Below are 16282 nucleotides of genomic sequence, written 5' to 3'. Positions count from 1 at the left end.
TTGATAAATATCAAAAAAAATTGAGAGCAAGTCTTAAATTTGCCTAATTTGTGTGTAGTTACATGCATTTATCCTAATGAAACGTGCTGCGAAGATAGCTTCATTTGCTGAACAAGATTTATCTGAAGCAAGCGCATTACTGAGAATTCCTTCAGTGTGAGATTTCACACTGAATCATGTTTATTTCTTTTTGAGGATTATTGTTGTGACACGAATTATCGTAGTCGGTGGTGGCGCGGGTGGTTTAGAGCTCGCGACTAAACTTGGTCGCACTCTTGGCCGTAAAAATCGCGCAGAAATCACATTAGTGGATCGTAAAGCAAGCCACTTATGGAAACCGTTATTGCATGAAGTGGCAACGGGTTCATTAGATGAAGGAGTGGATGCGCTAAGCTATCGCGCTCACGCAAAAAATCATCGTTTTGATTTCCAAATGGGTAGTCTTGCTGACATCGATCGTGAACGCAAAGTGATTGTTCTTAGTGAATTGCAAGATGAGCATGGTGAATTGTTAATGCCAAGTCGTGAGCTTGAATATGACATTTTGGTGCTGGCAATCGGTTCAACGTCTAACGACTTCAATACTCCAGGAGTTCGTGAGCATTGTATCTTCCTTGATAGCCCTGAACAGGCAAATCGTTTTCGTACTGAAATGAATAATGAGTTTCTAAAACTTCATGCGAAAAATGGTAACGGTACAGTTGATATTGCGATTGTTGGCGCAGGTGCAACGGGTGTTGAATTATCTGCAGAGCTACATAATGCAGTAAAAGAGCTGCGGACTTATGGTTTTGGCGATCTTGATTCAAGCAAACTGAATGTCAACCTTGTGGAAGCGGGTGAGCGTATTCTACCCGCTCTTCCACCTCGCATTTCTAGTGCTGCGCACAGCGAATTAACGAAATTAGGTGTCAACGTTCGTACTGCGACTATGGTCACGCGAGCAGATAAGGATGGCCTAACAACTAAAGATGGCGAAAAGATTCCCGCTCAGATCATGGTGTGGGCTGCTGGCATCAAAGCACCGGATTTTATGAAAGAGATTGCTGGTTTGGAAACAAACCGCATTAATCAGTTAGTGGTAAAAAACACCTTACAAACCACAAGAGATGACGATATTTTTGTGATCGGTGATTTAGCACAATGTACACAAGCCGATGGTTCATTTGTGCCACCTCGTGCACAAGCAGCGCACCAAATGGCAAGCCAAGCGTTCAAGAATATTGTTGCTAAGCTTAACGGGCGTGAGCTCAAACCGTATGTTTATAAAGATCACGGTTCGTTGGTTTCATTAAGTCGTTTTTCTACCGTTGGTAGCTTAATGGGTAATTTAACCAAAGGCTCGATGATGGTTGAAGGTCGTATTGCGCGAGTAGTGTACATTTCTTTGTATCGCATGCACCAAATGGCGCTGCACGGTATGTTCAAAACAGGGTTGATGATGTTAGTTGGCCGTATTAATCGTGTGTTGCGTCCAAACTTAAAGCTTCACTAATATTCCCAGCGTACTGGCCATAAAAAAGCCTCGCCTTTGTTAAAAGGCGAGGCTTTTTTTGTCATCCCACCACCACCGCCTTGGGCGATAGTGGTGGTTATATCAAATTCAAGTTATTTAATGGTACTTGAGCGATAAGTGTTATGTGTTAGCCAACTAGGCTGAGCATTGGTTGGTACTGAGCCATCTTGGTTAATGTTTGAGAAATGGAACGAATGTTGGTTCCAAATTCTCGTTGCATTTTTCCATGGTTTATCAGCATCGGCTGATTCATAAACGTAGACGCCGTGGTTGATTGCGCTTTCTTTTGCATAATCATTTGCGACCACAATAAGCGATGCATTGTTGTTGCCTTCGAGATCCGCCACAACAGGATATTCCCACAAGGTGTTCGACGAGTTAGCAATCGTTGCTAATACTGCTCCCGTGCGCCCATCAAGAATACGGACTCTCAGAAGATCTTGTACGATAACTTCATCAATGCCATCACCAGTGAAATCGTAAGCCGAGACACCAATTTTACCGCTGTTATAGTCATCATTTGCTACAGACCAAACTTTGCTACCTTGTGCATTATACATATCAACAGCATGATAACCTGCATAGACAATACCAGTGTTCAGGTAACTATCATTAATGCTTTCCCCAACAACAAACTGAACTGCATTAACGTGTTTTTTGAAGGTAAAGATAGGTTTTGGTTTGCTCCAAACATTTAAGCCTACCAATTGGGTATTGCTTGGGACTGTGTATCGTTCAGTGGTTGCTTTGCTCTTCATGACGGGAACAGCATAAGGAATCGTTTTAGTTTTCCAAACAGGAGCTAGGTAAGAAACTGTTTTGGTATGCCAGCCAAAGAACCAGTAAGAAACTTGTTTTGTTCTCCACTCCAATCCAAGATATGGAACTTCTTTGGTTCGCCACTCTAATGCCGGGTATTTAAAGGCTGAATCTTTTGAACCTAACGTTATTTTCGAACCATCATTGAGAGTGAATTCCATCTCGAGTACGCCATATGTCCACCACGTTTTATATTTGCCGTAGGTTACATCGACAGAGCGGACTTTGCTTGCATCAATAGTATGCAGTGAACCGCCTTGACCACCCACCATATTACTTGCTGTTGATCCAATAGCGTCAATCAGATCTCCTGAGCGGATTTTAAGTTGGTTGTTATCTGCTATTTTAACTGGATGGCTGTGATGTAAATGGGTATATCCATAAACAGGGGACTTAGCTATTTCATTGGTAGAGTTAGTTGCTGTATTACCAAGGAAGTTAGAGATAGCTTGTACACCACCGCCTGGGTTTTCAAGGTTATTAACCTCCCATTTTACTGAGCCGTCATGCTCTAATACGGCAAAGCTACTATTTTGTGCAGAGCCTTTCGAGGCCGGAACTGATACCACAATTTCTGGTTTATTGTCGCTATCTAAGTTGGCAACGGAAGAAAACCAAACCGTATCATTCGCTTGATATTGCCAAGTAAATGAGCCATCGCTTTTATAAAGAGCGCCGTTTGAAAATACTTCTTGGATACCATCGCCATCCGCATCAAAGCTGATCGGTGATGGAGCCCACTCTAAACTAAATAGCAAACCAGTATCGTAATTATAAACACCATCGGCAGAGAGAATATCAATTGAACCATCATTGTTTAAATCAGATAGTGAAATTGCGCCAACCGAGCGCCATCCTGAAGCACTCTTCAGTATTTGTTTTTTTATCTGGCCTTCATTATCTAATATATTGATGTAAGGGCTGATTGTACTCGTTGTCACAATTTCAACTACACCATTACCATCAAGATCTGCAACAGCAGGAGAGTAGCGAGCATCGGCTATAATGCCACCATTATTATATGACCAAAGCTCAGAACCATCGATGCCGCTTAATGCTCTAACTAGCCCACCTTGTGTATATTTGTTATTTTCAAACGTCACAACAATGATATCAGCGATATCATTCTCGTCGATTTTTCCATCACCATTATCATCATTTAACTGAGCAACGATAGGTGCCGCCATAACTTGGTTAGACTCAGGTTTAAATGAACTGCCTTGCCAAGACCATTTTAATTGGGTGTTTATCTCACTAGGGCTTGATGCGATTGCAATGTTACTTGCTGTGATACTGCCTATTGACAGTAGCCCGACCGCACATAACGAAAATTTAGAAGTCATTAGGTAACATCTCTCTCAGTATGTTTGTGTAAATTCCGATTTAAATTGATGTTGTTAACCTGTGCTCTACTTCAACGATAGGTATTACGGTAAATGAGTCGAACATGGCACAACACGAGATGGGGAGATTATCAAGACTTAATAAGAGGGATTCAATCTTACATGGCTCTCATAAATGAGAGGTCTTAAAAATGAAACACTCACTAATGAAATACATTGTCAGTTTAACTTTTAGAAGATCACGTACCCAAACCATTGGAACGGTCTGTAGGTGGGTTGTGTTATTGGTTTTAATAAGAATAGTTAACAACAGAATAGCTCTAACCGGTAAGGATATTAAATCAGTGAGCTAAACTGTATGAGAGATGAATAAAAGAAAAAACGCCCAGGCAGGGCGCTTTGTTAGGCTTTATTCTGCAACGCGGCGAACTTGAATGATCATTCCCATTAATGGATGGTCTAGATAGTGGGTTTCGTTGCTGCGCATACGGCGTTTTTGGTCCATCCGATAGCTCTTTAAAAACTCTTCCTTTTCCACTGTTGGGGAGATGGCTTCTAGGTTTCCAAGTTGAACCTCGGCATTTTGCTCTTCAGGTGTAATGTCTAACTCCAATGGTTTACTTTGGAGCACGATTTCTCGCACACTCGGGGCTTTAAGGTCGAGCGTGGTTTCAGCATAAAGATAGTGCTGCACATAGATTTGTAATTTACCGTCGAGTTCGTAAAGGGGACTCGCGATATTTTGTTCTAGCACACCGTTTACTGGCGATTCTTCTAGTACGGCTACTTTTTCACTGCCGTCAGTATTGAATTTAGCGGAGTAATCTTTACCCGCTTGAATATGGAAAATCGGTGCGGAAGCTCTGCCTTGATCGCCTTGACGCCAAGCCGTATGCAATAGCACTTCAAAGCCGGCGTGGTTTTTCAGTTTTTGTGCTTGATCGTTAAGTTGGTAGTCGGAAAAAGGCAGCATTTTCACGCCTTTTTCTTGGCGATAGTTTAAGTCACTAAAACTACCCGCGCGTTGAATATTGATTTCAGGCAATGAGTTAGGCCACGACTCACTGACCTTCTCTGCGTCAATTGCACGCTTAAAAATGATCACTTCTATGTCAAATTGCCGTTGTGCCAGACTTGGCATCGAAATAAGCAAAAGTAGGAGTGGGATCAGTTTTTTCATTATGGCTCCATCATTTTTTGTGCGTAATTTATGCTCTAGGCATCAGGTTTTGTTGGAATTCGCTGAGCATACTCGACACAAATTGAATTCGTTCACGTCTATCAGCTAATGGTACAGCAAACTTAAACTTAGTTGGCCCTTCCATTGCAAATTTTTTCGGTTGTGATTGCAGAAGTCTAACCAAAAAGACGGGATTAATGTCAGCATCTGGATAGAACTCAATGTAGCCGCCTTTTTCATGCGCTTCGATTTTCTTCACTTTTATACGTGCAGCATCAATTTTGACTTCAGCAACGCCGAGTAAGTTATTTGCAGCATCAGGTAATTTACCAAAGCGATCAATCAACTCGACTTTGAGCTCGGCGAGCTCATCTCGGCTAGCGACACTCGCTATCTGTTTATACATGGAGAGGCGAGTATTTACATCAGGAATGTAATCATCGGGTAATAGCGCAGGCAAACGCATTTCTACGTCGGTTTGTTCACGAAGCAAATCGTCAAGAGAAGGTTCTCTGCCATTTTTTAATGCTTCAACCGCTTGCTCTAGCATCTCCATATAGAGAGTAAAACCAATCGATTGGATCTGACCGCTCTGTTCATCGCCCAATAATTCACCCGCTCCACGGATTTCTAAATCGTGCGTTGCTAGAGTAAAACCAGCCCCAAGATCTTCAAGAGATGCAATCGCTTCTAAACGTTTCACGGCATCTTTAGTGATGGCTTTAGGATGTGGAGTGAGTAAGTAAGCATAAGCTTGATGGTGAGAACGTCCTACTCGGCCACGAAGTTGGTGTAGTTGCGCTAAGCCAAGGTTATCTGCTCGGTCCATAATGATGGTGTTCGCGGTCGGGACATCAATCCCTGTCTCGATGATGGTTGTGCAAACCAATACATTGAATCGTTGGTGATAAAAGTCGTTCATCACTTTTTCCAGCTCACGTTCACGCATTTGTCCATGGGCGACGGTAATACGAGCTTCAGGGACCAGCTTTTCTAAATCGGCGGCCACTTTGTCGATAGTTTCTACTTGGTTATGTAGAAAATAAACCTGTCCACCGCGCATGATTTCACGTAATACAGCCTCTCGAATCGTATTGTCATCATGTTGGCGTACAAAGGTTTTGATGGCTAAGCGTCGTGCGGGTGGTGTGGCGATAATCGATAGATCGCGCATTCCGCTCATCGCCATGTTTAACGTGCGCGGAATCGGCGTTGCCGTTAGCGTGAGAATATCCACATCAGCACGCATCGCTTTCACTTTTTCTTTTTGGCGAACACCAAAACGGTGTTCTTCATCAACGATCAAAAGACCAAGATCGCTAAATTTTAGCTCGCTGGAAAGCAGTTTATGCGTGCCAACCAAAATGTCGACTTTGCCGTCGGCGACATCTTGTAGAATCTGCTTTTGCTCTTTTGCTGATTTGAAGCGTGATAAAACTTCGACACGGATCGGCAGGTTAGCGAATCGGTCTCGAAAGTTCTCAAAATGCTGCTGTGCGAGTAAGGTTGTCGGCACTAATACGGCCACTTGTTTATTGTTGTCGGTGCAAACAAAGGCGGCGCGCATGGCGACTTCTGTTTTGCCAAATCCAACGTCACCACACACTAATCGGTCCATCGCTTTTTTCTGACACATGTCCGATAGCACGGCGTTGATAGCTGTATTTTGATCATCGGTTTCTTCAAATGGGAAACCTGCTTTAAAGGTCGCGTATTGGCCACGATCCAGAGCGAACTTATAGCCTGGTTTGAGCTCTCGCTTGGCGTAAACATCCAGCAGCTCTGCAGCGACATCGCGGACTTTTTCGGCCGCTTTTCGTCGTGCCTTGGTCCATGCTTCACCCCCGAGCTTATGCAATGGTGCGCTTTCTTCCGCGCCGCCAGAGTAACGACTAATGAGATTCAATGAAGCGACAGGGACATAAAGTTTGGCTTCGTTTTGATACTCAAGGGTGACGTATTCGGTCATCATGCCACCCGCTTCAAGCGTCTGTAACCCGAGATAACGGCCGATACCATGATCAATATGAACAACGGGTTGCCCTGGTTTGAGTTCAGCTAAGTTACGAATGACAGCGTCACTATTGGTGACTTTACGGTCTTTCTTACGGCGAAGAATGACACGGTCACCGAGTAAATCACTTTCGCAGATGAACGCTAAGTTGGCATTGTTATCAATAAAGCCGTGCTCAGATGCCCCTAATACGAGACATTGTTTTTCTTTTGCTTGGCACGCTTGCTGGAAGGTTTCTTTTTCGATAGGGCGCAGTTTTACGCGTTGCAATAGCTCTAGTAATGCTTCGCGACGGCCTTCTGATTCGACGGAAAAAATGATTTTCCCAGTGAAACTCTCACTAAATTGCCGGATGGCGGCTAAAGGCTCTTTATTTTGATGCATGACCGCCAAGTCGGGTAATGCACTGACCGTTAAATTGATCCGCCCTTGCTTTTCTGAAATCGGTTCCACATTGAGTTGTATCTGAGCCACGTTTTTGAAAAGACTGAAAAGCTCATCTTTTTTAAGCCACAATTCATGAGGTGGCAGCAACGGGCGAAGAGGGTCAACTTTACGCTGCTGGTAACGATATTCGACGTCGGTTAAAAACTGGTCAATCGCTGTTTCGATATTTCCTACGACAATTAGTTGGCTTTCTGGCGCGATATAATCGAACAAGGTTTCGGTGTGTTCAAAAAATAGCGGTTGCCAGTATTCAATACCGGCTGGCCAAATCCCCTTTGAGACTTGCATATAGACAGATTCTGGTTCACGACGCGCTTCAAATCGTTGACGCCAGCGGGTGCGAAAATCTTCAATTGCACTTTCTGTGGTGGGAAATTCATGAGCAGGTAGCAAGCGTATCTCACTGATCTCTTCAATTGAGCGTTGATTCTCAGGATCGAAGGTGCGTATGGTGTCGATTTCATCATCAAAAAAATCAATGCGATAAGGATCGCTGCTGCCCATTGGAAATAAATCAAGAATCGAACCTCGGCTGGCGTACTCGCCTGGGCCAAACACTTGATCAACATGACGATAGCCCGATTTTTCCAGCTGAAGACGCAGTTTATCTAAGGAAAACTGATCGCCAGTTTTAACCATCAGGGTATGCTGTAGCAGAAATTCTCGCGGCGTCTGACGCTGCAATATGGTGCTCACAGGCACAATGGTAATGCCTGTTTTCAAGCTCGGTAATTGATACAGGCGCGCGATGCGATCAGAAATGATCTCTTGATGAGGCGAAAAACTATCATAAGGCAAAGTTTCCCAATCAGGAAACAGCGCCACTTCGGCGTCACTAAACTGCTCAATTTCGTGCTGCAGCTTTAAGGCGGTTTGAGGATCAGGTACAGCCAGTAAAGTGTGGCTATTATGCTGGTTGGCCAGCTCTGCAATTGCCAATGCAAGGCTTGCACCACGTAGGTTACCAATGTGTTTTTTGTCGCCCGCGCCAGCAGGTTTAATCAGAGTCAGTAAAGAGTGTGTAGTCATGAGAACGCTTATGGTTTATTTCGGTCTAAAGAGCGTTGACGCAGCAATTTTTGCTGCTGGTACAGTGCGGCTTTAATCAAGAGATCTTGGTCAGTATCTCGCAGTAAATCGTATTTCATCGTGATGAGATAGTGTTGCTCGTTCGCTTGGCAATCAATCACCGAACTATAGCAATAAATAGCGGCTGCAGGGTGGTCCAAAAACAGTTTACAGCGGGCTTGGGTACCAATTTCTAGTGCGTTTGGATAACGAAGTGAGAAGCGACTGGCACCAAATGTGCTGGTGATGAAGCGTGAATGTGGCTCATCTTGCTGTGATAACATAAAGGTCAGCAACAAATTCAATTTCGAATTTTGAGTATCAAGTAACTGAACGACGTGCTTGAAATCACTATTTTTCAGTTCTAGTCGTGCACTTTCGGTGAGTGCATCCAACTGGCTAAACTCACTGGCCACAATAAATGGGGCAGGAATCTCTGCTTCAAATATTGACTGGGAAGGTAGCATAAATGTGCTGTCTAAAAGTTCAATATTGGTTGTCAGTCCATAGTGAACCGTAAAAAATTCTTGCTCGGTCATAAAGGCATCCTTCTCATCGCTTTGTTGATTATCGTCATACCGGCGAACTAATCAAGGTATGTCCTTGTTATCGAGTCTATTTAACCGATTTTTGGCAAATTAAAGCTACAACCTTCCACCGTTTCTCGTTACAGTACTGAGCATCACTTTTAGGCGGTTTTTCTTATGTTTCATCCTATTTCGGCGTTCATTGGCTTGCGTTATTTACGTGGGCGATCCGGTGATAGATTCAGTCGATTTGTCTCTTATATGTCTACGGCGGGGATAACCATTGGCGTGATGTCACTGGTGACGGTGCTTTCGGTCATGAATGGTTTTGAATCCCAGCTCAAAAATAGAATTTTAGGTGTGTTGCCTCAGGCTGTAGTTTCGCAAAACGGCGATCGCACTTTGCTCACGCAAGATGTGCCTCAATTCATTAGTCAACTCTCTAGCGCCAGAGCGGCTGAACCGATTGTACGCAGTGAAGCGGTTGTTCAAAGCTCATCGCAACTGGCCGCAGGTTTGTTGATGGGAATTGAACCGAATCAAAATGATCCGATTGCGGCGCACTTGATTGCGGGTCAAGTGAGTGCGCTCAAGCCGGGCGAATATCAACTCTTCCTTGGCCATTCATTGGCGCGGGCGCTCAACGTGACAATTGGCGATAAAGTGCGTTTGATGGTCACTTCAGCTAGCCAATTTACCCCCTTAGGTCGTATTCCTGCGCAGCGTAATTTTACAGTCGCAGGCATCTTCAATACGGGGTCTGATGTGGATGGACAGCTGATGCTGACGCACATCAAAGATGCAGCGCGATTGCTTCGTTTACCATCAAATACTGTGTCGGGATGGCGGCTCTTTTTTGACGATCCTTTTGTGGTCGCAGACCTAGCTAGCGCACCTTTGCCTGAGGGGTGGCAATGGAGTGACTGGCGAGATCAGCGTGGCGAGTTGTTCCAAGCTGTTCGCATGGAAAAAAATATGATGGGTTTGATGCTTGGGTTGATTGTTGGCGTGGCGGCTTTCAATATCATTTCCGCGTTGATCATGGTGGTGATGGAAAAACAAGCTGAGGTCGCGATTTTGAAAACGCAAGGCATGACAGATCAACAAGTACTGGCCATTTTTATGGTTCAAGGCGCGAGTAGTGGAGTGATTGGTTCGCTTGTCGGTGGTGTGTTAGGCGTATTGCTTGCCAATAACCTCAATGGATTATTAGAAAGCATGGGTGTAGCGCTGTTCTCTGTGGGGGGAACGCTGCCTGTAGTGGTTAACCCCATGCAAATTATGTTGGTGGTGATAGCAGCCATCACGCTCAGCTTATTCGCGACACTGTTTCCTTCCTACCGCGCGTCATCCGTAAAACCTGCCGAGGCTTTAAGATATGAATAACCTTTTACAATGCCATAACGTATGCAAAACCTACCAAGAAGGGGAGCTACGGACTCAAGTGCTAAAAGGCGTCAGTTTTGGCATTCAAGCAGGGGAGTTAGTCTCAATTATTGGGACTTCTGGATCTGGGAAAAGTACGTTATTACACATTCTGGGTGCACTAGATGAGGCAACCGAAGGTTCAGTGTCGTTTTTAGGTCAGGATTTATCGAGCTTAAGCTCCAATAAACAAGCGAACATTCGCAATCAACATTTGGGTTTTGTGTACCAGTTCCACCATTTATTAGCCGATTTCACCGCTCTTGAGAATGTTGCCATGCCGTTGCTTATTGGTGGCCAAAAAGCATCGCGTGCTAAACAGGCCGCGCAAGCACTGTTAGAAAAAGTGGGGTTGGGACATCGTTTATCTCATCGACCCTCTGAGCTCTCTGGTGGAGAGCGGCAGCGGGTAGCGATTGCGCGAGCGCTTGTCAATCAACCCGATTTGGTGTTAGCCGATGAGCCTACGGGCAACCTTGATCACAAAACGGCGCTGGCGATTTATGATTTGATGCGTCAAATGAATCAAGAGTTTGGCACGGCATTTTTAGTGGTAACGCATGATAGCGAACTTGCTGCAAAAATGGACAGACAGATGCACATGCAAGATGGTTTGCTGATTAATGTGGAGGCACCGTAGATGTTCACCTCGCTCTCGTTAGTGATTGGTCGGCGTTTTAGCCTGGCAAAGCAGCGTAATAAAATGGTGTCGTTTATCTCGCTCTCTTCCATTATCGGTATCGCTGTGGGCGTTGCGGTGATCATCGTGGGTTTGTCGGCGATGAATGGTTTTGAGAGAGAGCTGCAGAACCGCGTGTTATCTGTCATTGCACACGGAGAGTTTGAAGGGGTTCAACAACCCATCGCGAACTGGTCGTCATTAGTCAAGCAAGCCGTGCAGCATCCAAAAGTGGAAGCGGCCGCTCCTTATGTAAAATTGACGGCATTAGCGGAGAAAGGCGCGCAACTGAAAGCGATTGAGGTGCGTGGAATTGATCCGCAAATGGAGCGCGCCGTGTCGCGTTTATCTCAATTTGTCTCTTCCGATGCATGGCAAGGTTTTGTCGCAGGTCAGCAACAGGTCATTTTAGGCAAAGGAGTGGCGGATAAATTGGGCGCGGCAGTCGGTGACTATGTCACTTTGATGATCCCCTCTGCGAATGAGAGCGCTAAAGTTCAAGCGCCAAAGCGCGTGCGCGTCAAGGTCTCAGGGCTTTTGGAACTCAATGGCCAAATTGACCACAGCCTTGCGTTAGTGCCATTGGCAGATGCACAAGCTTACGCCAAATTAGGAGAGCGAGTGACGGGCGTTGCTATCAAGGTCTCAGAGGTATTAAATGCAACTCAAATTGTAAGAGAGGTCGGCAATACGCTTGATCAATACGTCTATCTACGCAGTTGGCAGCAAAAATTTGGCTTTTTGTACCGTGATATTCAGCTGGTCAGAACCATTATGTATTTGGTGATGGTGCTGGTGATTGGTGTGGCGAGCTTCAACATCGTTTCAACACTTATGATGGCGGTAAAAGATCGTGCGGCTGAAATCGCCATTTTGCGCACTATGGGCGCGACCGATGGATTAGTAAAACGAATTTTTGTCTGGCAGGGTGTTTTCTCTGGTGTATTAGGCAGTGTGATAGGTGGCGTGTTAGGTGTGTTGATTGCGTGGAATTTAACAGCGTTAATCAAAGGATTAGAACGGTTAGTCGGCCATCAGTTTTTGTCTGGTGATATCTATTTTGTCGACTTTTTGCCATCACAAGTGAACCTATCGGATGTGGTGCTTGTCTCTTCGACGGCGATTGTGTTGAGCTTATTAGCTACTTGGTATCCGGCCTCTAGGGCCAGTCAATTGAATCCGGCGTCTGTGCTTAGCGCTAAATAATCTCAACTCGGATTCTTTTCGTTCATCAGCATTGAGCTATTTTTAGCAAACAAAAAGGACCATTTGGTCCTTTTTCAACATCATGCGACATCGTTTTACATGCTCAGTTGTATAGCCAGTCTCAATCTCTTGAAGCTTTTATCTCGCTTGGCGCTTTTGCCAGCTTCTTACGACAGAATAGCGCCATAAACCGTGAATGCCGAAGTAGCCGATTATGGCGGAGATCACTCCACACATCATGCAACCCAAAAGGAATGGCGGACCAATGGTACTCATTTGTTGCATGATAAAATGCCAAGAGAGTTCAAAGTGAAATGGTTGTGGTGGTGTTTGCATTACCCATGCGCCAAGCTTGTAGGCGAAGTAGAACAGCACTGGCATGGTGATGGGGTTGCTAATCCAAACCAAGGCTACAGAGAGCGGTAAATTGACGCCGCACATAATGGCAAGGCCAGCGGACATGATCATTTGACTCGGAAGTGGAACAAAAGCCATGAACAAACCTACGGCGAAGGCGCCCGCTGCTGAGCGGCGGTTCAAACACCATAAATTGGGGTTGTACAACACATTGCCAAAAATTTTTAATGCCTTCTGACGCTTAATCACTTCATGGTTAGGCATAAAACGTTTGATGAACTTTCTTGGCATCGTGACATGACTCTCTTATCTAATTACTGGACCCTAGCTTCGTTTTCGCTAACCGCCATTTCTGCTTCTTATTGGCCTTGGATGCCAGATTGGAAATGGAGTATGCCTCTATTCGCCATTCTTATACTCTCTGTCGGTTATAGAAAACTGCGCTTTCTCTCAGGAGTAACAATGGCTTTAGTGGTCATTGTGATCAGCGGGAACTTATTACGTGAGCAGTCCAACACTATTTTTCAGACAGGTTCGGATATTACCATAAACGGACAGGTTAACAGCTTTTTTAGACAAATTACTCATGGTTATGAAGGAACAATTTCGATTCGATCAATCAATGGTCAAACCTTAGGCATTTTTTTGCGGCCCAATGTGCGATTAATTGCTCCTTTACCGTTGAAGTATGGTGACGTGGCTGAATTCTCTATCACAGTAAAACCTATCTTTGGTCGGTTAAATGAGACCGGGTTTGATGCAGAGGCGTACTCTTTGAGCCAAGGTATTGTGGCTCGTGCAACGGTTAATAATGGACAGTCTTATCGCATTGAATCATTACCCGAATGGCGAGCACAATGGTACCAGAAGATCAAAACCTGGCTCGCTGATGATCCCAATCTTGGTATTTTAATGGCGCTTACGTTTGGTGAGCGCAGTGATATTTCAACGGCACAGTGGAAAGCATTACGAGACAGTGGGCTGATTCATTTGGTTGCCATTTCTGGTCTGCACATTGGCATCGCGTTTGGTTTTGGTTATAGCCTTGGGCTCGTATTGATGCGTTTGCATCATCGCATGGGGTGGTCGCCATTCGTCGTAGGAAGCTTGTGCGCACTAGGCTATGCTTGGTTGGCTGGCTTTACCTTGCCCACTCAACGCGCGCTCATCATGTGTTTGCTCAATGTGGCGATGATTGTCCTCAATGTCCGTATCAATACGTTGCAGCGACTGCTTATGACGTTATCGGCGGTGCTGCTCATCGATCCTTTTGCTGCGTTATCCAGTAGCTTTTGGATGTCCTTTATTGCTGTCTCGGTTGTGTTCTACCAACTTTCTCTACCTCAAACTCAGCGATTTTTTTTATGGCGTTTATTGACGATGCAGATTGGGTTAGTGCTGTGTATGCTTCCGGTAACTGCTTATTTTTTCGGTGGGGTCAGTACCAGTGCGGCGCTCTATAACTTAGTGTTTATTCCTTGGTTCAGCTTTGTGGTGGTTCCGGCAATCTTTGTTGCTTTAGTGTGTACGGTTTTGACTTTTGATGGCGCACCTATGGTGTGGCATTGGGTGGCCAAATTACTCATTCCAGTTGATTGGTCAATACATTATTCAAGCCTCAGTTGGTTTCCTATTTCTGGGGCTGTTTTGGCTCTGTTGAGCAGTGCTCTGTTGCTGTTTGTGTTTTCACCGTTGATCTCGCGTTTTGCACTGGCGGTTTACAGCCTCATTGTGATGGTTTCTTGGCTCACCATTCCGATAAAAACAGGTTGGCGGATTGATGTGTTAGATGTTGGGCATGGGTTGGCAGTGTTGATCGAAAAAGAAGGACGCTATGTGCTTTATGATACTGGTGCAAGTTGGCAAGGCGGTGATCACATCCAGGCAACAGTTGCCCCCGTGTTAAACAAACGGGGAGCTACGCAATTAGACGGGTTGATTTTGAGTCACTTGGATAACGACCATGCAGGTGGAAGAGCGGAAGTTGAGCGTGTTTGGCAGCCCAAATGGAAACGTGCTAGTCAAACGATAGCGGGTTACCAACCTTGTATTGCTGGTGAACAATGGCAGTGGCAACAACTCTCTTTTGATGTTATCTGGCCACCAAAAACCGTAGCGCGTGCTTACAATCCTCACTCTTGTGTGATTCGAATCTTTGACCAAAATACCGGTTTTTCAGTGCTTTTACCCGGGGATGTGGATGCCATGAGTGAGTGGTTACTTGCGCGAACAGAGCAATCCTTACAAAGTCATATCCTGCTTGTACCACACCACGGTAGTAGGACATCTTCTACTGTTGCTTTGATTCGTAAGGTGAATCCTGAGGTCGCTATTGCCTCGCTCGCCAAAGGCGGACGCTGGCAATTACCTTCCGCACAGGTTGTTCAACGCTACCAACAACATGGAGCAAACTGGTTGGATACGGGTGAAGCAGGGCAAATTAGCGTTATTTTTGGCATGCAGAATTATCAAGTTAGCAGCTTGCGTATCTCTCGCTCTCAGCCTTGGTATAGGCAGATGCTCCGTAACGAGGTAGAATGAGCGCAATATTTTCTTAAAAACAAAGCATTTCTATGTCACTCAATACTGACGAAACCACTTGGCAAACCTTCAAACGCCTGTGGACCTATATCCGCCTATATAAATCTGGCCTAGCTGTTGCGGTTGTCGCATTGATTATCAATGCGGTCTCTGACACCTATATGGTGTCATTACTTAAGCCTCTTCTAGATGAAGGATTTGGTAATGCGGAATCCGATTTTTTGCGAGTGCTGCCTTTTATTATTTTGGGGATGATGGCGCTACGTGGTTTAAGTGGCTTTGTCTCCTCGTACTGCTTGAGCTGGGTTTCTGGCAATGTTGTGATGTTGATGCGTCGAAAAATCTTCAATCAATTCATGCACATGCCTGTCAGTTTTTTTGATAGAGAATCAACGGGTGGTCTGTTATCACGTATCACCTATGATTCAGAGCAAGTGGCTGGGGCGACCAGTCGTGCATTGGTCAGCATTGTTCGCGAAGGTGCGAGTATCATCGGCCTATTGACCTTGATGTTTTGGAATAGCTGGCAGTTATCTTTGGTATTAATCGTGGTTGCGCCAGTGGTTGCGATGGGGATTGGTATTGTCTCTAAACGTTTTCGCAAGATCTCAAAAGGGATGCAGACCACCATGGGTGATGTGACCTCTTCAGCAGAGCAGATGCTAAAAGGGCACAAAGTCGTACTGAGCTATGGTGGACAAGACGTAGAGCGTAAACGTTTTGACCATGTCAGCAATCAAATGCGTCAACAAACAATGAAGCTGGTTGCGGCGCAGTCCACTGCTGACCCTATTATTCAAATGATTGCTTCTTTAGCACTTGTCACTGTGCTGTTTTTAGCCAGCGTTGATTCTATTCGTGCCGAATTAACACCAGGTACTTTTACGGTGGTGTTCTCGGCAATGTTTGGCTTGATGCGACCACTGAAAGCGTTAACGAGTGTTACTTCCGATTTCCAACGTGGTATGGCGGCCAGCCAAACATTATTTGAGCTGATTGATTTAGAAACCGAGCGCGACACTGGCCAGTTTGAAGCCGAAAAAGTACGTGGTGACGTTAGAGTTCAGGATGTGACCTTTACTTATCAAGGTAAAGAAAAACCAGCGCTGTCTCATGTGAGCTTTGAGATTCCTCAAGGTAAAACGGTCGCGCTTGTTGGG

The 16282-nt window shown here is 45.1% G+C and carries 11 protein-coding genes; 6 read left to right on the top strand and 5 right to left on the bottom strand.

Annotated elements, in window-relative coordinates:
* The first annotated feature begins 205 nt into the window (after positions 1-205).
* Positions 206-1495, top strand: a complete 1290-nt coding sequence (locus AACQ21_RS15690) for an NAD(P)/FAD-dependent oxidoreductase (protein WP_026028144.1) — start codon at positions 206-208, stop codon at positions 1493-1495.
* A 113-nt stretch (positions 1496-1608) separates the two neighbouring features.
* On the opposite strand, the gene AACQ21_RS15685 is transcribed toward AACQ21_RS15690, so the two are convergent.
* The 4 genes from AACQ21_RS15685 to AACQ21_RS15670 all read right to left on the bottom strand — a co-directional run bounded on the left by AACQ21_RS15685 (position 1609) and on the right by AACQ21_RS15670 (position 8926).
* Entirely contained in the window at positions 1609-3678 is a 2070-nt protein-coding gene (locus tag AACQ21_RS15685) for a beta-prism lectin domain-containing protein (protein WP_105977275.1), read from the bottom strand.
* Between the two features lie 409 nt (positions 3679-4087).
* Entirely contained in the window at positions 4088-4858 is a 771-nt protein-coding gene (locus AACQ21_RS15680) for a peptidoglycan binding protein CsiV (RefSeq protein ID WP_088728963.1), read from the bottom strand.
* 28 nt (positions 4859-4886) lie between these two features.
* Positions 4887-8348: a transcription-repair coupling factor gene (gene mfd / locus AACQ21_RS15675; protein ID WP_105977274.1), complete on the bottom strand. Its 3462-nt coding sequence runs from the start codon at positions 8346-8348 to the stop codon at positions 4887-4889.
* An 8-nt stretch (positions 8349-8356) separates the two neighbouring features.
* A complete protein-coding gene (locus AACQ21_RS15670) occupies positions 8357-8926 on the bottom strand; it encodes a PilZ domain-containing protein (RefSeq protein WP_105977273.1) in 570 nt (189 codons plus the stop codon).
* Positions 8927-9091: 165 nt separating this feature from the next.
* On the opposite strand from AACQ21_RS15670, the gene lolC reads away from it, so the two are divergent.
* From lolC to lolE, 3 genes are read left to right on the top strand one after another with little or no spacing between them, the layout of a single operon-like run.
* Positions 9092-10300 carry a lipoprotein-releasing ABC transporter permease subunit LolC gene (gene lolC, locus AACQ21_RS15665; protein ID WP_105977272.1) on the top strand — a complete coding sequence of 403 codons (1209 nt, stop codon included), beginning with the start codon at positions 9092-9094 and terminating at the stop codon, positions 10298-10300.
* Entirely contained in the window at positions 10293-10979 is a 687-nt protein-coding gene (gene lolD, locus AACQ21_RS15660) for a lipoprotein-releasing ABC transporter ATP-binding protein LolD (protein WP_064625563.1), read from the top strand. The genes lolC and lolD overlap by 8 nt, the downstream gene beginning before the upstream one ends.
* Positions 10980-12224, top strand: a complete 1245-nt coding sequence (lolE, locus tag AACQ21_RS15655) for a lipoprotein-releasing ABC transporter permease subunit LolE (RefSeq protein WP_013856531.1) — start codon at positions 10980-10982, stop codon at positions 12222-12224.
* Between the two features lie 138 nt (positions 12225-12362).
* Here lolE and AACQ21_RS15650 read toward each other — a convergent pair whose 3' ends face one another.
* Positions 12363-12872 (bottom strand): DUF2062 domain-containing protein, encoded by a 510-nt coding sequence (locus tag AACQ21_RS15650; protein ID WP_010319231.1) that lies wholly within the window; start codon positions 12870-12872, stop codon positions 12363-12365.
* A 6-nt stretch (positions 12873-12878) separates the two neighbouring features.
* On the opposite strand from AACQ21_RS15650, the gene AACQ21_RS15645 reads away from it, so the two are divergent.
* Together AACQ21_RS15645 and AACQ21_RS15640 are read left to right on the top strand one after the other, a co-directional pair.
* Positions 12879-15122, top strand: coding sequence for a DNA internalization-related competence protein ComEC/Rec2 (locus AACQ21_RS15645; protein ID WP_105977271.1), 2244 nt, complete (start codon positions 12879-12881; stop codon positions 15120-15122).
* A gap of 32 nt (positions 15123-15154) precedes the next feature.
* Positions 15155-16282: ABC transporter transmembrane domain-containing protein (locus tag AACQ21_RS15640; protein WP_258174233.1), on the top strand; the 1128-nt coding region annotated here is incomplete at its 3' end.

This window comes from Vibrio sp. V01_P9A10T6 (assembly GCF_963877065.1).
In the GTDB taxonomy this organism is placed as follows: Bacteria; Pseudomonadota; Gammaproteobacteria; order Enterobacterales; family Vibrionaceae; genus Vibrio; species Vibrio anguillarum.
Note: the sequence above shows the minus strand (reverse complement) of the source record. Positions and strands in the feature narration are given on the sequence as shown.